This is a genomic window from Catellatospora chokoriensis (genome assembly GCF_011297315.1).
In the GTDB taxonomy this organism is placed as follows: domain Bacteria; phylum Actinomycetota; class Actinomycetes; order Mycobacteriales; family Micromonosporaceae; genus Catellatospora; species Catellatospora citrea.
Genome location: NZ_JAAOTI010000040.1, coordinates 1 through 18,261, shown reverse-complemented (window position 1 = coordinate 18,261; position 18,261 = coordinate 1). Strand labels below are relative to the sequence as shown.

17 protein-coding genes are annotated in these 18,261 nt (G+C 70.0%); all 17 read right to left on the bottom strand.

Going from position 1 to position 18,261, the window contains the following annotated elements; all coding sequences use genetic code 11:
- Window positions 1–24 precede the first annotated feature (24 nt).
- Window positions 25–1,032 (bottom strand): ATP-binding protein, encoded by a 1,008-nt coding sequence (locus HAV39_RS38000; RefSeq protein WP_191843997.1) that lies wholly within the window; start codon window positions 1,030–1,032, stop codon window positions 25–27.
- A gap of 108 nt (window positions 1,033–1,140) precedes the next feature.
- A complete protein-coding gene (locus tag HAV39_RS37995) occupies window positions 1,141–1,947 on the bottom strand; it encodes a hypothetical protein (RefSeq protein ID WP_191843996.1) in 807 nt (268 codons plus the stop codon).
- 149 nt (window positions 1,948–2,096) lie between these two features.
- The gene (locus tag HAV39_RS37990; protein WP_191843995.1) at window positions 2,097–2,543 is read right to left on the bottom strand and encodes a hypothetical protein; all 447 of its coding nucleotides are present in this window, start codon (window positions 2,541–2,543) and stop codon (window positions 2,097–2,099) included.
- 183 nt (window positions 2,544–2,726) lie between these two features.
- Window positions 2,727–3,020 (bottom strand): hypothetical protein, encoded by a 294-nt coding sequence (locus HAV39_RS37985; RefSeq protein WP_191843994.1) that lies wholly within the window; start codon window positions 3,018–3,020, stop codon window positions 2,727–2,729.
- Entirely contained in the window at window positions 3,020–3,667 is a 648-nt protein-coding gene (locus HAV39_RS37980; protein ID WP_191843993.1) for a hypothetical protein, read from the bottom strand. The genes HAV39_RS37985 and HAV39_RS37980 overlap by 1 nt, the downstream gene beginning before the upstream one ends.
- Window positions 3,668–3,807: 140 nt before the next feature.
- A complete protein-coding gene (locus tag HAV39_RS37975; RefSeq protein WP_191843992.1) occupies window positions 3,808–5,025 on the bottom strand; it encodes a DUF932 domain-containing protein in 1,218 nt (405 codons plus the stop codon).
- Window positions 5,026–5,203: 178 nt separating this feature from the next.
- Window positions 5,204–5,683: a hypothetical protein gene (locus HAV39_RS37970; RefSeq protein WP_191843991.1), complete on the bottom strand. Its 480-nt coding sequence runs from the start codon at window positions 5,681–5,683 to the stop codon at window positions 5,204–5,206.
- Window positions 5,680–6,132, bottom strand: a complete 453-nt coding sequence (locus HAV39_RS37965) for a hypothetical protein (protein ID WP_191843990.1) — start codon at window positions 6,130–6,132, stop codon at window positions 5,680–5,682. The genes HAV39_RS37970 and HAV39_RS37965 overlap by 4 nt, the downstream gene beginning before the upstream one ends.
- Window positions 6,133–6,314: 182 nt before the next feature.
- On the bottom strand, window positions 6,315–6,917 hold the full coding sequence (locus tag HAV39_RS37960; protein WP_191843989.1) for a hypothetical protein: 603 nt from the start codon (window positions 6,915–6,917) through the stop codon (window positions 6,315–6,317).
- A 132-nt stretch (window positions 6,918–7,049) separates the two neighbouring features.
- Window positions 7,050–7,745, bottom strand: a complete 696-nt coding sequence (locus tag HAV39_RS37955) for a hypothetical protein (protein ID WP_191843988.1) — start codon at window positions 7,743–7,745, stop codon at window positions 7,050–7,052.
- Window positions 7,746–8,227: 482 nt separating this feature from the next.
- A complete protein-coding gene (locus HAV39_RS37950; protein WP_191843987.1) occupies window positions 8,228–9,082 on the bottom strand; it encodes a replication-relaxation family protein in 855 nt (284 codons plus the stop codon).
- A gap of 502 nt (window positions 9,083–9,584) precedes the next feature.
- Window positions 9,585–12,077: a type IV secretion system DNA-binding domain-containing protein gene (locus HAV39_RS37945; RefSeq protein WP_191843986.1), complete on the bottom strand. Its 2,493-nt coding sequence runs from the start codon at window positions 12,075–12,077 to the stop codon at window positions 9,585–9,587.
- Window positions 12,074–13,876 carry a VirB4 family type IV secretion system protein gene (locus tag HAV39_RS37940; RefSeq protein ID WP_191843985.1) on the bottom strand — a complete coding sequence of 601 codons (1,803 nt, stop codon included), beginning with the start codon at window positions 13,874–13,876 and terminating at the stop codon, window positions 12,074–12,076. The genes HAV39_RS37945 and HAV39_RS37940 overlap by 4 nt, the downstream gene beginning before the upstream one ends.
- Window positions 13,873–14,808: a PrgI family protein gene (locus tag HAV39_RS37935; protein WP_191843984.1), complete on the bottom strand. Its 936-nt coding sequence runs from the start codon at window positions 14,806–14,808 to the stop codon at window positions 13,873–13,875. Before HAV39_RS37935 ends, HAV39_RS37940 begins: the two co-directional genes overlap by 4 nt.
- A 9-nt stretch (window positions 14,809–14,817) precedes the next feature.
- Entirely contained in the window at window positions 14,818–16,041 is a 1,224-nt protein-coding gene (locus HAV39_RS37930; RefSeq protein WP_191843983.1) for a conjugal transfer protein TrbL family protein, read from the bottom strand.
- 23 nt (window positions 16,042–16,064) lie between these two features.
- Window positions 16,065–16,403, bottom strand: coding sequence for a pilin (locus HAV39_RS37925; protein WP_191843982.1), 339 nt, complete (start codon window positions 16,401–16,403; stop codon window positions 16,065–16,067).
- A gap of 257 nt (window positions 16,404–16,660) precedes the next feature.
- On the bottom strand, window positions 16,661–17,440 hold the full coding sequence (locus HAV39_RS37920; protein WP_191843981.1) for a helix-turn-helix domain-containing protein: 780 nt from the start codon (window positions 17,438–17,440) through the stop codon (window positions 16,661–16,663).
- Window positions 17,441–18,261: the final 821 nt, after the last annotated feature.

Genomic DNA, 18,261 nt, shown 5'->3' with positions numbered 1-18,261 from the left:
GGGCGGCGCCCGCGGGCGGCGATGTCACAGGTGAAGGCCGTGCAGCAGCGCGGCGGTATGCACGTCGGTGTGGTCGGGGCCGGGCCGGCCGGCCAGGTCGGCCAGCGTCAACGCGACCCTGGCGACGGCGGTGTGCTGACCGGCGCTCAGCCGCCTGTGTGCGTGGCGGCGCAGCCGCACCAGTGCGGGGGTGTCCCACCGGGGATGGGCCAGCAGCTCGGGGGTCAGGTCCGCGGTGCGGCGCACGAGCAGGTCCCGCATCCGGGCCCGCGCCCGCCGGGCGGCGGTGTCGGCCAGGCGTGCCAGACCCTGGAGGTCTTTGCCTGCCAGGTCGTAATGCGGGCACGCAATGTTGGTGTCGAGGTCGATGTGCAGGTCGGCGTGGCGGGTCAGTGTCGCCAGCCGCTCGGTGTAGGCGGGGTCGTCGCTGCCGGCCGGGCAGTTGAACAGCACGCCGTGCTGGTGCTGCTGAGGCAGGCAGTGGCAGCGGGTGCTGGTGAACACGGCCTGAAACCCGGCCCGGTATGTGCGGGTGCCGACTTCGTCGGTGCAGGTGGCGCGTTTGTGGGCCAGCGCGTCGTCGAGGCCTGCGACGGTGCGGGATGGCAGTGCGCCGGCCTGGTCGAGGATCAGGACCCCGCGGTGGGCCAGCGACACCGCTCCGGGCTGCAGGTGCGGGCCGCCGCCGAGCAGGTCGAGGTCGCTGCTGAGGTGGCCTCGCCACAGCGACGGCGGCCGGCGGCGCAGCCCGAGCCGCAGCGCGTCGGGGCGCAGGCGCCATATCGCCTCGACGATTCCGGTGTCGCGGCGGGCCAGGTCCGGCATGAGCCTGCTGACGGCCTTGGCCAGGTGGGCGCGTGGGGTGCCGACCGGGCCGGTCAGGCTCAGGTGGTGCCCGCCGGCTGCGGCGACCACCACGGACAGCCATGCGTGAGCCGGGGCGGTGATCTGCGTCGAGGCGGGGGGGGTGGGGCGGCCGGATACGGTGACCGTCAGCTGGTCGGTCGAATCGGCTGGTGCGGTGACAAGCACGAAGGTTCTCCTTAATTGGCAAGGCAGAACAGGGGTACGGCCGATGTCGGCCGTACCCCCTGGCGGAATTGATGTCGAACAGCCGGTGCGCTTGCAGCGTCGGCGTGCTCAGGCGGGCAGCGCCCAGCTGAGGGCAGGGCGGGTTCGCCACACGCCGGGCTTGACCGCGGTACGCGGGAACGCCGGAACGTGGGTGTGTCCGGCGATCAGCTGCCAGGGATTGGCGATGTAGCCGTCGTCGCCGAAGACCGCCTGGCAGTCGTCACCGGCCACACAGGCTCGCGGCAGCGGCTGAAACTCCACGTAGTAGGCCACCCCGCCGCCCGCGGCGGCCACGCGCAGTCCGAGCTCGCCGAGGGGCTGGACGGTGGTCTGCGGTCCGAGATGCAGACACATGAGGGCCGAGAACGCCTCGACCCACGAGGACTGGGCGTCGATGTGGAACCTGTGGCCGGCGCCGTAGCAGGCAGCCAACGCCTTCAGGTGCGCGTCGGCGGCCAGGAACACGTCGGCTGCCTTGCGGTCGACGGTCATCTGCAGATGCGCGGGCCGGTAGTCCAGCGGCAGCGCCGCGGGCACCGGCTCGTTGTCGGGGAAGCCGCTGGGAAGCTTGTCGACCAGGTCCAGGCAGATGCCGGCGGCGGCACCCCAGGCCATGGCGCGGTTGCAGGCGGCCTCGATGATGACGTCGACCTGTGGTGCAGGTAGCAGCCACATCTGCGGCCTGATGCGGTCGCTGGGACTGAGGTTGCTCAGGGACCGGCCCTGCGCAGCCAGCAGCGGTGCGTACACGCCGGCGAGCACGATGTTGAGCAGGTCCTGGGGGCCAGTCGCGTCGTGCATCTGCGCCATCAGCGTGGTGACGTCGTGTGGATGGAGCCGGGCACGTATCGGCGCGGCGGGAAGGGCGTGCACAGTGTGTCTCCGTTCGGTTCGTGCGGCGCCGGACGACGTGTAGCGGACCGGCGTGCACGCCGGTCCGCTACGGAGTCGACGCCACACTTGCTGTGGACAAGGTTGTGGAAAACCGCGCCGGGTTCGGCGGCGGGGGGTGATGGTGCAGGTCAGGCCATGGCCGCCGTGGGAGCGTGTACCGGCACAGGTTGTGGATCTTCGTGGGTGGTGTCGGGTTCGTTGTTGCCGTCGACGCCGGATCTGCGCAGGATGTCGCGCATGAACTCGCTGTTGACGTCGCACCACGACGAGACGTGCTCGTCGTAGCCGTCCAACAGCAGCGCGACCCGCTCCCATTCGTCGTCGGACAGCGTGCGGCCGACGCGGTCTTCGATGACGGCCCGGTCGATGTAGGCCACGCCGATGTCGGCGGCGTAAGACAGGAACAGCAGCGCCTGTATCGCGTCGGGGAAACACGCGACGTATGCCTCGTACAGCCGCCAGTTGCGGTCGGGGGCTTGCCACAACGTGGTCAGCTGCCCTTGCAGTGCCCCTGCAGTGACCTGCCGTAACGCGTCAGGATCCGGGGGGCCGGTGCAGCCGGCCAGGTAGTTCATGACGCTGGTGGTGATCGCGTCGCACACTCGCTTCCCGACGTACCCGAACGTAGCCGGGTAGGGCCCTGTCGGCGACGACCTGCCCTGGTACGGGACTAGTTCTTCTTCTGTCATGTCGGCTCCGGGACCCGAGGAACCGGCGGCTTGCCGGCAGCCGGATGCCACGCAAGCCAGGCCGTTGAGTCATCCGTCGTCATCGTCAGTGACGTCGACGCCGGCGATCGCCGCTGCGATCTGGTTGGCCAGCTCGCCGTAGACGGCGGCGCTGTGTTCGTGGTTCTCGGCGATCATCCGAGCACCGGCAGGCAGCACGAACCCGGTCGTGAACGCGCCGGCGTCCAGCTGCTGACGCATGTGCTCGGCCATGGCAGTCGCGTCACGGGCCGCGGCCAGCAGGCCGCGCTGAGCCGCTTCGACGCGGTCCGGTGTGCCGAACACCTTCAGCAGGTGCTGCATCTTCGTGACCTTGGTATTCATCACGGTCCCTGCTGTGGTGCGTCTTCGTCGACGCGGGTGGACTCGGTGATCCGCACATTCCACCGGGGGCTGCCGGCCACCAGCCGACTGACCCGCGACAGGCCGACGTCGATGTCGTCGGCGACCCGCGGCCCGTCTTCGGGGTCATCGGTGGCGATGTCGAAGGTGCCCGTGATGGTGACCGCGACCTCCACGGTGGGCCGGTACACGGCCATGCCCAGCAGCCGGAAGTACTCGTTAACCTGCTGTTCGGTCAGCACGCCGTCGCCCAGCCACCGGACCGTCTGCGTCCGCACCGTACGGCGCAGTTCCTTCGACGCCTGGTGGACCTCCTGGCTCTTCTGTCGAACGCTGCCAGCCGTCTGCTCGGCCTGACGTGCGGCGTGCACCACGCCTTTCAACGCCATGGCCAGCAGGGCCTCGCGTGCGCTTGGGTCGGTGACAGCTCCAGCGCGGGTGTCGGGCTCTAGCAGGTGCTCGGCACCGTCGGCGTGCAGCCGGATCTGGCCCAGGGGATTGGCGCCGACCAGCACGCCGCGGCGGTGGGTGCCGTCATACAGCAAGACGGTCGGCAGACTTGCGGCCTCAGCCGCCCAGATCTCGCCGACGACAGTGACATCACGGTCGGATATGGCAGGGACAGTCATGGAGCTCCTCACACGCAATGGCCCTGAGCAGGGCCGGCTTTTTGCCCGGCGGCCGGCCGGGGAGGGTGGGCCACGGGCGGGTGCGCGTACGCACCCGCCCGTGGCCCGGCTACGGCTTCACCTGGTTATGGCGGTGAAGGTCAGCGACGCACGAGGGTCAGCAGCCGCTTGTGGGCTGTGGTCTTCTTGCCGTCCTGGTCGCCTTCCAGGGCCTGGGTGGCACGCCACGCCTGCTCGGTCATCGTCTTCGGCGCCCGGACACCGCGGCCCCAGTCGAGGAACTCCGTGATCGCCCGCTCCGCGGCGTACGCGTTGCGGCCGACGTCCTCGCAGTTGCGCTCGAACCGGCCGACCATGCCGTCGGCGAACTGCTGGTACTTCGCCTTGGCCTTGTCGGACTCGTCCTCGCCCGGCGGGGTCCACAGGTCGGCGACGACCTGCAGGTACTCGTCGATCGCCACCTGGGTCTGCAGCAGCAGCTCCTGCTCCTTGGCGAACGACTCGTAGTACTTGCGCGACAGCCGCAGCGTCTCCTCGGCTTGGCGGATCCGCAGCAGCGGGTCACCGACATGCGGGGTGCTCCACCGCGCGACCGCGTCTCGCAACGCGAACCGCTCGGTGTTGCCGCACGCCACCCGCCACGGCGTGACGACGGCTTCGAAGCCGGTCATCCCGTCGTGGCTGTTGAACGCGGCCAGGAACGGCGCGACGACGTCGGCCAGTCCGGCGGGGTCGATGACGATCGTGTCCGGAAGCCGCATCGTGACGAACACGCGGCGGCCGCCGCGCAGCGCGCCGGCGCTCTCCCAGATCACGTCGTTGCTGCCTACGAGGGCCTGCAGGAACTCGAAGATGTCGCGATTCTGCACGACCTCGTACCGGCTGCCGACCACGCCCAGGCCGACGTTGGTGTCGCGGCGGACCGTGACGTTCTGGTCCTCCAGGAAGCGCAGCACCCCGTCGGGCGTGCGGAACTGCACCGGGAACTTCTCCACCGTGAAGTCGATCGCCCCGGCCTTCAGGACGGTATCGATGTCGGTGGTGCCGCCGTCGATGACGGTCCCGAGCTGGTGCCACGCCGGCACGGCGGTGTACAGCGCCGCCCGGCCGGTGGACAGGTCCAGGCCGTGCTGCGGCACGACCAGACCGCCGGCCTGCTGCATCCAGATCTCGCCGTGGTCCCAGTTGCCCGGCTCGTTGACCCGGTACCGGCCGTTGCCCAGCGGGACCAGCGTCCCAGCGTCAAGCCGGGACTGAAGGTCTGCTCGCCTGCGGTCGATAGCGTTCAGCTGCCTGGCCCGCTCGCCGGCGAACGCTTCGTTGACGTCGACCCTGCGGTCGACTGCTACAGTTGTCATCGGTCGATGCCCTTTCCAAGCAAGACCACTGCTTCGCCGGCCTCAGGCGCTCCAACGCCTGGGGCCGTTTTCGTCCGCAGGTTCGCGGACTGGTGACCCGGCTGAGCCGGGCACGCACAGGAAGAAGCCCGTACAGCGGCGTCACTGCCGCATCGTGCAAACATGCGCCGGCAGACGCTCACAGCGGCGAGCACGCCGGCACACCACCGAACAGGTCGTCGACCAGCTGCCGGGCGCCGGGAAAACCGACCCGCGGACCCTGGTTCCACTCGACGTCCCAGCGGCCGTCGCTGAGCACGGCGAAGTCGTCGCCGATCAGCAACCGGGCCCGCAGCAGAACCGCGGTGACCGCCAGGTCGTAGCGTTCGCTGCGGGTACGGCACGTCCCCGAGCTGGCCGGAACCGCCAGGCCGTCGCCCAGCGGCGGCGGCAGCTGCAGAGGGGTTCCGTGCCGGCCGGTCGCGGCGTCGCCGTTGAAACCGATCCCGGTGTGGGAGTCCAGCAGCGGGGCACCGAACCCGTCCGGGCCGCACAACCCGATCCCGAGTTCACCGACAGCGATCAGGATTCGGCGGGTGTCGGCCAGCAGTACCGGCCACTGCCGCCGGTAGCGGTTGCCGGTGACGATCGCGGCGAAGCTGTGGCTGTACATGGTCACCGGGCCACCTGCCCGGCGTTCAGCGCCGGCAGCGCCTGGACCAGAGGGATACCGTCGACGGTCACCGCGGCGCGGTCGTCGACGACCCGGACCTTCGTATGCGGGTTGACCACTGACGACTGGCCGTTGGTGAACGGCACCACCCACTGTCCGCGCCGCATCCACGGCGCGGCGGCGACGGTGTGGACCGCGTCAGCGAACGCGACTTCCGTACCCGACGCGAGCGTGCCGACGGCACGCAGGTCGTAGCCGTCTGCCGGGCGGATCAGCCACGGCGACACCGCGGCCGTCATCGGAACGACACCGATCAGGTAGGAGACGACGACTTTGCCGCCGGTGAGGACCTGCACGACGGTGGCCGGCTCCCACGTCGAGCCGACGTTGAGGTGGACCTGCTGCTGCGCCGCGAACGGCGGCTGGGCAGCCAAGGGTATGGCTATGCCTGTCATGGAAGGGGACTCCTTCGAACGTAGGAAACGGAGTCCGGGCACGGCCGATCGGCCGTGCCCGGGGTACGCGAACTGCGCGTCGGCCGAGCTCGGCCGAGAAGTAGAAGGGCCGGCGGCGCCGGCGATGACCGTCAACGGTCTGGGTGGCCCGCGGGCTCCAAACCCGCGCACTGCCAGGCGGGTCACCGCACCGGCTGGCAGCCGATGGCCAGCTCAGCGGGCGGCCCGGCAGCGGCGGGTGCGTCCGCTGCAGCGGGTTCGGGCGCAGCTCGAACGATCCAGGCGATCAGGGCCTGCATCAGCTCGATCGGTGCGTGAGCCGCCAAGTAGTCGAGGACTGAGCCCTCCCACTGCGTCAACGTGACCTGATGCCAGGTGAGCGCCATGTCGAGCGACAACTTCGCAATCTGCCTCGTCGCCGGCTCGGCCGGCAGGCGAAGCGACTCGACCCGGGCGTTGAACACCGCCATGGCGTCTTCGGCGCTGCGGTACGGCCCGCTGGACCCCCAGGGCTGGGGGCCGACCCAGTTGTTGACGCCGACGCGGCTGAACCAGCCGACAACCGTCTGCGCCTGTGCCTCATCGCAGAGCGCACCCAGTGCCTTGATCTGGCGGTTCTCCCACGTGGTCAGCTTGACGCTGCGGCTGACCAGCAGCCCGCCGAGACGCATCCAGACGAGGGTCTGACGGACTTCGGCTATGCTCAGCGGCCCCGCGGCGGCGTTGAACGCCTGCTGTGCCTGCTCGCGGGACTCGTACGGACCGATGACGTCGGTCATGTTCATGTGCTGGCTCCCTTGGCTTTCTGGTGTTGGTCAGCCAGGTCCGGTGGCTGCAGTCAGCGGCCGCGAACCCGCAGAAACGGGTGAGGGCTGGTACCGCATCGGCGGCACCGGCCCTCACCCCGCCACTTCAGGTCAGTCGACCGCTAAGGCGACCAGGCGGTCACCGAACGACAGCTGGCTCAGCGCCGACCGGGCTGCGGAGATGAACTCCCACACCTGTGAGAGGGGCTCGCTGGGTCGGCATTCGCGCAACACGCCATCGAGGCTGACGATCGCGTTGGCGGGCACCGCGGTGTTGAAGCCGAGTTCGGCGTAGGCGTCCCGGCCCACCTGGAACGCCTCCAGGTGGTGCAGCGGCAGCTGCATCACCGCCCGACCGGACCGGTTGTAGATCTCCATCGCGGCCACGCGTGGCTGCGCCCGGTAGTCGCGGTGTGCCTGGTCGAGGCTGTAGCCCTTCTTCGGTGTGCTGCGGTGACGGTCGACGAACCGCCACAGCGGCTGCGCGACCGGAGTTCCGTGCACCACCTGGTTCCACACCTGCCAGCGGCGGAGATTGCCGTGGAAGCCCAGGTGCGCCATCCAGTCGAGGTTCAGCAACTGCACCGGCCCGCCCGCGGCCATGTGCTCGCGTGGGGCGATCAGCTCGCCCCTGCTGCGGCGGTGTGCGTTGTGAACGAAGTGGGTGACTATCTGGCTGGAGTCGGGGGAGTGGACGACGGCTGCCTTGGCGACGAGGGCGATGCCGGCTATGTAAGCGGCTTTGGCGGCGTGGACGGTTTTTTCGAGGGGGACATCCTGGCGGATGCAGACGGTGATGACGTGCATGGTGGGCTCCATCTGCGTGCAGGCACGCGGAAATGCACCGTCGAGGCGACGGTGCGAAAGGCAGGGTGAGATGGCGCGGGCGATATCACCGCGCTGGCGCCGGTCAGGGACCGGATGGAGGTGTTCGCCGACGGTGGGGTGGCAGGCCGACCGGCTTGTGGCAGGTGGGCGGTTGCGACCGCAGGTCGTGGGCGGACAAGCCGGGGTGGTGCAGTTTGGGTTTCTCTAGGAGATAGATCGACCATACGGCCGCCACCCAACATGCTTATCGGACGGCGAAACAGTCGCCCCCTGCGACCTGCGGTGATACGCAGATCCCACCGTGAGCCCACACGTCGGTCCGCGGCGTCCTACCTGCCGTGACCTGCTGTTGGTTTCTCGGATCAAGATTTTCCGCGCCATCTCTTGCCGGACGGCCCCAGACTGCCCGCCCGGCCCACCGTCAGCACTGCCGCGAGCATGAAGCCGTCACCTTGGCCGGCTCACCGGTGCTGCAGCAGCCGCAGTGGATCGTCGGCGGCAGTGGGCGGCCCCGGATTGATCGGCCCTTTCTGCCCATGCGTGCCCGGCAGCTCCAGCAGCGAACGCCGCGGCCCACCACCGACCAGCCGCCACACGGCCCCAGCGGGATCGCCGCCGGCATGGGGGCCGGTCGTGGCGATCGTGACCGACGTACCGGGCCCGGCGGCGAGCCGCTGATGCAGGTGCTGTTCGCGGACAGGGCTCTGCACGATGAACAGCACCGGGTAGTCGGGTCCGCCGTCGTCGCGCAGCCGCTGGTAGGCGGGCACCTTGTCGACCAGCCGGCCGATCGTCTCGGAGCCGGTGTCGTACTCGACGAAGAATCCGACGGACGACTTGCCGTCGGTCCACAGCCCGTGCCCGTCGGGGTGGATGCGGCGCCCGAACGCCGCGGCGCTGCTGCGCTCGGACCACCACCGCGCGAGCCGGGTCTGCTCGTCGGTGCGGGCGTGGGCCAGCAGGGCGATGAAGAAGTCGTTGACACCCAGCAGGTGGTCCAGTTTCGCGCTGGCCATGATCCGTTCGGCGCGCTGGTGGACGGATTTGGTGGTGGGCGGGTTCTCGTCGCGGGCCAGGGCAACGTAGCGGGCCGACAGGGGCCCGGCGACCCAGCACATCGGGCGGGGGTGGGTCGGTTGGTTGCGGATGAACCTGTTGACGAACTGCAGCTTGCGCAGGGTGTTGAGCCGGTGTTGGCAGGTGATGGGGCTGCCGAACAACGCGGCCGCGAGCTGGGGGGTGGTCAGTGCGGTGTGCTCGTCGAGCAGGTGGGCGATGGTGTAGTCGCGGGCGTTGAGCCGTGCGGACAGGTCCATGAGTGTCGGCAGGCGCGCTGGCGGGGTGCGTCTGCGTGCAGGCTTCTTGTTGGTTCTCCCCGGTAGGGAAGAGTCCCCTGTGAGGGACAGTCGCGTTCCTGGGTCGTCTGCCATGTGCGCTCCTAGCTGGCGTTTCGGCTGGTCGGGGGTGGCATCGGGGCGGCAGTACGTAGACCGGAGCCAGGTGTGAGGTGGGACCGGAGTGTGGACCGGGGTCAGGACCGCCGCCGCGGCATGGTGGGCCACCGCCGGGTGCGGCGGTTGCGGTGCCACCGGCTGACAGCCGCCCTCGTCGGCAGCGCTGCCGCGAGCGGGGCGACGGGGCTCTGCGTCCGGGTGCGGGCGATCAAGGTCCACTGCACCGGATCCGGGGTCCGACGGTGCGGTGCGCCGAGGGGATGCGGCTGCCGATCGCGGCAGCCGCCGAGCGGGTCGGAAACACTGTTGGGTAGGGGCACTGGGGCCTCCTCGATGAGTGTTGGCGGGTGTTGGCGCCCGGCGGTCAGGCGTCGGCCACGTCGTCGGTGACGTCGGCGTCGGATCTGCCGATTCCGGCCAGGCGGGCGATCGCCGCGGTCCGACGCCCCCGGGAGGCTGCGGTGATCTCCTGACGTACCGCGGTGGACTCGCCGACCGGCGGGGGAGCGGGGTTGGTTCGCAGCACGAACGCCGCCGTCTCCCGGTTGCCGACCAGCAGCCGTGCCGCGGCCCGGAAGGCGTCCAGGTGGCTCAGGTCGTGCTCGTCGAGTTCCGGCATGGTGTGTTTGGCCAGCTGGACGGCGTCTTCCGGCGAGCTGGAGAAGAAGACCTTGCTGCGGGCGTTGGCGGACAGGGCCAGCTGCGTCTCCCGGGGCAGCTGGGTGAGGTTCTGGTGTGCCAGGACCAGGCCGAAGCGGTAGCCGCGGGCTTCGGCGAGCATGTCGCCGACCGCTCCGGGCAGGTTGAGAAAGTTGTGACATTCATCGACGTATGCGACGCTGTCGCGTCGGGCGTGTTCGTCGAGACGGATGCGGGCGGTGGCGGCCTGCCACGCCGAGGCCAGCACGAACGAGCCCATCAGCCGGGACGTGTCCTCGCCGATGACGCCCTTCGGCAGCCGGGCCAGCAGCACGCCGCCGTCGAGGATCTCGCCCATGTCGAACGAGTTGAACGGCGTACCGAGGGTCCGGCGGACGAACGGGCGCAGCAGCACCGACCGCAGCCTTGCCTGCACCGGCCCGATCACCTGCGTACGGACCGCCGGCGGGGTGGCCTCGAACCATTCCCAGAACCCGCGCAGCCCTTCGGGGTCGGTGAGTTCCTGAGTGAACCGCAGCCGGAACGCCCTGTCGTTGAGCAGCGGCGGCACCAGCGTCAAGGTGGCGTTGGCGTGCCGCATCAGGGTCAGGCACGACACCCGCAGCACGTCGTCGATCCGCGGCCCCCAATGCTTCTGGAAGATCCGGGAGAAGATGCTGACGACGTTGTCGACGACCAGGTCCGGGTCGTCGCCCAGCAGCGGGTTGAGTGTCGTGCCGGTGTTGGTGTCCGGGTCGATCAGGACGACCTTCTTGGCCTTCTTCGCCGGCAGCCGGTCCAGGACGTCGCGGACGAGGTCGCCTTTCGGGTCGATGACGACCGCACCGCGGCCCGCGTTGATGTCGTCGAGGATCATGTTCAGCATCAAGGTCGACTTGCCGGACCCGGTGCTGCCCAGGATGTGTACGTGCTGGCGGGCGTCGACGACCGGCAACGCGACCGGATGCCCGCCCCACTCGGCTTTGCCGAGGACCTTCATGTCCCGACCGCCGGTGGGGACGTCGACCGGTGCGGGCATCGTCTTGGCCCGGGCCCGTAGCAGCCCCGGCACCGCCAGGTCGTGCGGCACCGCGGCGAGGCTGCCGAGCTCGACGGCGTTGAGGACGAACCCGTGCCGCAGCGACCGGGCCAGCACCACCTCAGCCGGGTGCCGTATCCGCATTCGCCGTAGCCGGTTGCGGCCCGCCCACGGCCCAGCCGCACCTACCAGCGACTCGACGGTCGTCACCAGCCGCCTCCGGGCGGTGTTGCCCGGCGGCCGGTCAGGTGAACCGTGGTGCGCTACCGCGATCCGGATCGCGGTCTCCCACTGCGACCCGGCCAGCTTGTCGACGCCGGCGCGGGCGTCGCGGTCTCGCTGCGGGTCGACAGCCAGCAGCGCCTGCTGCGACACACCGGCGCCAGAATGCGGGTGCCGGGACGGGCTGATCAGCCCGTCGACGCCGTCGAGCACCCAGCCCAGCCACCGGCCGGGATCCAGCGGACCGGTCGGGCTGCGGCCGGTGCGCAGCGCCGCGACCCCGCGCCGCAGCTGCCGCACCTGGCGCAACGATGCCGGCCGCGCCAGGACCTGCACGCACGCTGTCTCGGAGTCCTTCAACCCGGCCGCCGCGGCCACGACAGCCCGCAGCGGATCGGTGTCGTGGTCGGTCAGCAGCGGATACCACGCCGGCATCACCGGCACCAGCGCGGTTCCCGCCGCCGCGACGACCGGCTTGCCCTCCCGCTGCGACAGCGGCCGGCCGGCGTCGGCAACCGTCGCGGTCACACCCGGCCAGGCGCCGCGGACCGCAGCGAGCACCGGTGGGATCCGGACGGTGCCCGGCACCCACAGCACAATCGTCAGCTCACGTCCGGCCCACCGGTACTCCCACGCCACGTGCGGCCGCGGCCGCCACAGCCGCCACCGGCGGCGGCCCAGCAGCGGCGCGAGCGCCGCCCAGAACGCCGTGATGCCGGCGGGGTCGACCTGCGGCGGCGGCACGATCGTGATCTGCCGGGCGTTGGCTTGCAGCAGCCCGTCGGCGTGGCGCAGCCACCCAACACGGCCGGCAGCGGCACCCAGCACGACCACGGCCGCGACCAGCAGCAGCCACGGCCGGGCAGCACACCAGTCCACCGCAGAGGTGACAGCGTCGGAAAGCTTGCGTGCCGGATCCGGCGCCTGCACGTACGATGTGCGCACAAGGCCGCTCATCGGGGCTGCTCCTCGTCGTCGAGACGGTCGAGGTCTCCGACACACAACCGGTGCTCAGCCGGGCTGGCCAGAGCCTGAAACGACACCCGATGCGCGCCGGCCAGCAGGACGCCTTCGCCACGCCGTGCGGCCAACAGGGCACGAGCTTCTCCGCTGGTCAGCCCGAACGCCTCCGACACCTCGTCGATGGCCTGCGGTGCCTGCCGCATCAACACCTGAGTGGCGGCGTTGGCGATGACCGCCTGCCCGAGTTGAGAGCCGAGCAGGTCAGCGGCGTCCTGTGTCACGACCGACACCCCTGCCCGCCGTTTGCGGGCCTGCTTGGACAGCCGGAACAAAAACCTGGCGCCCTCGCCGTCGTGTAGCAGCCGCCACGCCTCGTCGACGATCACCAGCCGCCGCGGCGTAGACCCGCCCCGCGCAGGCGGGTTGTCGACGTCCTGCCAGATCGCATCCAGCGCCAGCAGCATTCCAGGTGCGCGCAGCTCGTCGGCCAGCTGCCGCGTCGACCACACCACCAGCTGCCCCGCCGGCACGGTCGTGGTCGGGCCGTCGAACAGGTCCTTGAACGACCCGTTCACCCACGGCTGCAGACGCGCGGCCAGACTCACCCCCGCATCGCCCTCGCTGGCCAGCTCGGCCGCGACGTCGCGCAACAGGGGCGCCTGCCGCGTCCACGTCGCCGGATCGTGGGAGATCCCCGCCCCGGCGTACGCCGCGGCGATCGCGGTATCGAGGGCGGCCTGCTCGGCCGCGGTGGGCTGCTCAGTCAGCAGCACCGCGACCAACGAATGCACGAACAGCGCCCGCCTGACCAGGGCATCGCTACGCCGGTCCGCCGGAGGGATGTCCAGAGGGTTGACCCGCACCCCGGGTTTGCCGAGCTGTATGACGGTCCCGTCGACGGCCCGGGCCAGACGCACGTACTCGTCCTCGGGATCGACGACAGCGACGTGAACGCCATCGGCGAGGCTGCGCAGCACCTCCAACTTGATGAAGTACGACTTGCCGGCACCGGAACGGGCGAGCACGACGCTGTTGTGGTTGTGCTGCGACCAGCGGTCCCACCACACCACCCCGGCCGAACCCGGGTTGATCCCGTACAGCACGCCACCAGCCGGAGCAGGCTCGCCCGGCAGCGGCGCCGGCAGGTCCGCACTCGCCAGGGGGAACGCGGCCGCCAGGGCTTCGGTGTCCATGACCCGACGCATCCGCAGACTGTCGACACCCAGCGGCAGCGTCGACGTCCAGCCCTGCAGCTGCCGGAACGTCACCGGCTGCGTGTCCAGCATCGTGCTGGCAGCACTCGCCCGAACATGCGCGACCGCCTCCTCGAGCTCTTCGAGGTCGGCGGCGTGGACGGTGACGTACGTCGCGACGTCGTGCAGCTTCGACTGGCCACGAGCAACCCGGTCAGCCAGGTCCGCGGCGTCCTCCGCCGCGGCCTCGGTCGCCGGATCGGTGAGCTTGCCGTGCTCGTAGTCGATGCGGCGGCTGGACTCCAACCGGCCGCGCTGCCGGCGCAGCATCTGCGCCGACTGCGGCCCGGTGAACGGCGAGATGTGCTGGGTGATGTCGATGCGGCCCGGCCACGACGTCAGCGGCGTCAGCCACGCCGGCCCGACCAGCGTCGGCAGGCCGGTCACGGCCAAGGTCGCGGCGTAGCCGTCGCCGACCCGCAGCCAGCCCGGGGCCACCTCGACCGAAGACGGGCCAATAACAGCAGCGAGCCCGGCCGCATCGGCCGGGCTCGCAGGATCGGCAGGCTGGAATCTACGCAAGATTCGTGGCAGTTTCACGACTGGCCTCCAGAGATCACCTCACCTGGCCGCGAACGCGGCCAGGTCGCATCGGTCGGGATGTAAGGGTCGACCGCGGTCGTCAGGACCGCCGCAGCACGGGCACCGTCCAGGACCGCCGCGCTCGCGCCCAGCGCCGTCAGCGCTGACGCGGTCTGCTCGGCCCGCCGGAACACCTCCGTGTCACGGCCCTTGTCACCGCTGGCAGTGACCACGACCGTGACCGTCCGCCACAGCGGATCGTGGTTTTCGGCCAAGTCGGTCAGGAAGTCGGCGTACGAGCGCGCCAGCTCGGCCAGCGCCGGGCTGGCGATCACCTCGGCCCGTTCGGCGATCCGCTGGGCGTGGCTGGACAGGTCGACGCGCTGCGTCGACACCACGACCTGCACCGGCCCCGTCAGGCTGTTGAGCCACCGCCCGTACCCGGCCAGCAGCGCCGCCTGCTCATCACCGGTCCGCAGCCCGATGTTCAACGTCGTACACGCCACCAGCGCGGTAGCCGCACCGCCGGTGTCGATGGCACCCTGCTCGCCGATGCTGCTGGCGGGCAGCCGCAGCACCGCAGGCAGCCGCAGCCCTTCGACCGCGGGCGCCCACGCCGGTGGCGGCAGGTGCCCGCCCGCGGCCGACGGGGCCAACTGCTTGGGTGAGCGCAGGTGCCGCACCGCGGCGACCAGCCACGACTCCATCGGCAGACCGTCACGGCTGCCCATCGCAACGGTCACCGCCAGCCCCGCCAGGGGCATGACGATCGCCAGCAGTGTCGACGAGCTCACCCGGCCTTCCAACAGCCGGTAGATGCCGTAGACGGCCACTGCGGCGACCGTCAAGACCGCCAACTGACGGGCGGTCAACCCGTAGGCGACCTTGTCGGGGGTGTTGACGTCGGCCGGGACACGGGTCACCGGGACGACATCGGGATCATGACGCATCAGAACTCCTTAGAGTGGGGGCTTCTTCACCCGGCGGGTGTAGAGATCGACGCCGTCGGCCAACTCCTGCGCCGTGTACGGCCGTAGCGGAGTCGCTGGGCGCGGAGCGCGCGCCGGCGGCCGGTACCCGCTACGTCCCGGCCCCACGGCACGGGAACCGGCCGGATCCGGCGAAGTGCTGGCCCGTCCACGCCACGGCGGCCGACCCGGTCGTGTCGGCTCCGACGGCGGCTGCTGCGGGACCCGGGGCCACCCACCTGCGGTATCAGGGCCGACACGGCGGCCTGCGCCCGCCGCCACGGTTCTGCGGCCCAAGCCCGGAAGCCGGCCGGTGACCACGCGCGTGGCCTGCTGAAGGATCAGGAACCCGATGACTCGGCCGCTACCGGAACCTGAACGCAAGACGTACCGCTTCATCAGAGCCGGGATCTTCACTACGCCGAGCAGGATGCAGACCACGATCAGCAGGTTCATGGTCGCGCCCGGATCGCCAGGCAAGCCGAGCACTGGCAGGTTCGCGCTCGGTGTCAGCAGGATCCGCATCGCCACATGCAGCATGACCGCCTGGGCGAAGACGGTGCCGACGGTGCCGAGCATCGCCCGCCACCACAGCTTCGCGCCGGCTTCGGTCCACGGCAGGCCGTGCAGAGCCAGCGCCACCGGAGCTACGCCGGCCAGGAACACCAGCGTGCCCAGCCGGACGATCAGCTGGCACAGCAGGAGCCCGAGCAGCACCGCGATGATCAACCCGATGAGGATCAGCAGGAACGCGTTCGGAGACGCAGTGCCCGCCCCGGGAATCGTCCCGACCGGTGTCTCGAGCAGCGCCGACTTCACCAACTGCCGCAAGTAGCCCAGGGACTCCGGTGACTGGATCGGCTGCTTGGTCATCGCCTCGGTCAGCGAGTTCGCGAACCTGATGATCAGCGAGCACACCGGCAGCGCGAAGTTCGCACCGACCCACCCGATGATCAGCCGCGGGATCAGCTCACCCGCGCCATAGGGGGACTGGGAACTGATGGTGCCGCGACCCATCACCATGAACCCGACCACCAGCACAGCCAGGACGTAAGCGGCGTTGACGATGGTCAGCGACGTGCCAGCGAACTCCTCGACCTGCGGCAAGGCCGTCACGTCCGGGCTGCGCAGCAGCGAGCTGGACAGCAGGTCCCACAACAGGTTCAAGGCGTTGTCGACGTTGGTCGCCAGCCACCCGACGATGTAGCCGACCAAGGCCGCTGCGATCGAGCTCACGGCTACTCGACCAGACCCTTGACCAGGCCCAGCAGCGGCTCGGACAGCAACGCCAGCGCATAGCCGATCAGGGCGTTGCGCAGCGCGGTCTTGCCCTTCTCGGTGGCCATCGGGTCACCGTTGGCCATCATGTACCGGACACAGCCCAGCGTCAGGAACAACGTCGCGATACCGATCAGCAGCCCACGCACCAGACCGGTGACATTGCCGATGAGCGTGCCGAGATCAAGCTCCGGGTCATCAGGCCGAGGCTCGGCGTAGGCCGCCGAAGCGGCGAGCACGACAGCAGCGAAGGCTGCCGCACCCACCACGCACAGACGGCGGATCAGTTGACGGATCATGGCGAGCACCTCCAGCCCCGCGTATGGCGGGGCATAGAAACGGGATGAGGTGCGCCAGCACGAACGGCGGCTGCGAGACGATCGGGGCTTCAGGGGCAGAAACGCCGATGCTGACGCGACGGGCGCCGACCACTCGCGTGACTTGCCCGTCGCTCTCTAAAGGCTGCTGTTGGGTGCCGAATTGACCCAACGGCCCGCCCAACAGCGGCCAACAACTGCCCAACACCGCCCAACGGCAGTGCGCAGGCGTCGCCGGGCTATTCGGGTGCCGCCCCGCCTGACAAGGCGGGGTGCTTGCGACGCGGACGCGAGCGAAGCGGAACGAACGACAGCTCACCAGCGCGGATCGCGTCCCGCAGTCGCAACTCCGCCTGGCGGCGCCACCGGCGGGTGGTCGACACCGTCAACCCGTGTTCGGCAGCGGCTTGTGCCAAGCTCATCCCGCCCAGCCGCGTCGCGCCGATCAGCATCGCCTCCTCTCGGCCCAGAACAGCGGCGGCGACCGCGCGCGCGAGGACCCAGTCCGGGTGGTCCCAGGGCGGGCCCGGCACCGCGGAACCCACCGACAACGCGTGCGGTAGCAGGCCGACGGTCTCGGCAGAGCCGGCGCGCCGTACCGCGCGCACCGCGGCGTCGATGAGTCGGCCGCAGATCCGCGGCGCCTGCACATCGACGGTCTGCAGGCGGTTGAGGAAGCCAGCCAGCAGTTCGCCTTCGAGGTCCTCGACATCGCCGCGCCAGCCGGCTCGCGCCAGCCGCGCTGCCCGGCGCAGTCCCGGCAGCGCCATCCCCAGTGCTGCCGTCGCCCACGGGCCGCTGGCCTCACGCGCCCGGATCACCAGGACGTGCCACACCGCGTCAGCGAGCCCATCGGACACTGTCCCGCCCAACAACAGGTCACGTAATCGCGACAGCGGGACTCTCGGCTCGGGCAAGTCCGCGATCTCGGCACGAGTGACCCACAACGTGTCACGACTGACCAGATTCGTGAACTCGTCCTGCACGGCGTCAAGACCGGACCGGGAAAGCGTAGACATAGGGACCTCTCACACCAGTGACCCTGGATTGGGACGCGTGTTCCATCCCCTCACGCGCACCCAACACCGGCCCCATCGCAACCCAACACCCGACGGCGTGAGCCGCCTGCCGGGCTCACTTCGTAGCGGTCCACCTGAGCGGACGCCTGCGTCAGCAGCCACGAGACGAACCTGCTGCATGTTGGGCAGCGTTGGGTCAATGCGGAACGGTGCGGGTCATCACAGCACAGCGGCGCTAACCGCCACGGACCGTTTCGCGGTGCCGCAAGCGCGTTCCGGCGCTCGGCTGGCGCTGCCGCAACTGCCGACTCGTCGAACTTGGGCAAAGTTGCCCGGCACGTGTGTTGGGCGTTGTTGGGTCCAGCGATGGCAGACAACACGGCAATGCCGCCCTGACGAACACCTTAAGGAGGTGAACCGTTTGAGGAGCGACCTGAGAGGCCCAGCCCATGCTCACCGAAACGACCGCGGCAACCCGCGTCAAAGTGACCAGCCACGTGCTACTGGCCATCTGGTCGCTGAATTCCGACCCTGCCACCCCTACCGCGTCGGGCCTATCAGAGCGCCTCGCTCGCAGGCTCGTGCTGACCTACACCCGACGCGACGACACCGTCGTTTCGCTCAGTGGCAGAACATCGAACGCGGCAAGCGCTGTGCCCGTGGGACGTAACCACGTCGCCGTCAACGCCCCGGCCGTGAGGTTCCCCCGATAATCCGGAGAGGTGGCTAGCAGGCTACGGCCTGCTCAAGGGTGGTGTTCACGGGGTCGGGTGTATCGATGTTCTTTGCGTACCAGGCGGCTTCGTACTCGTCCGGGGACA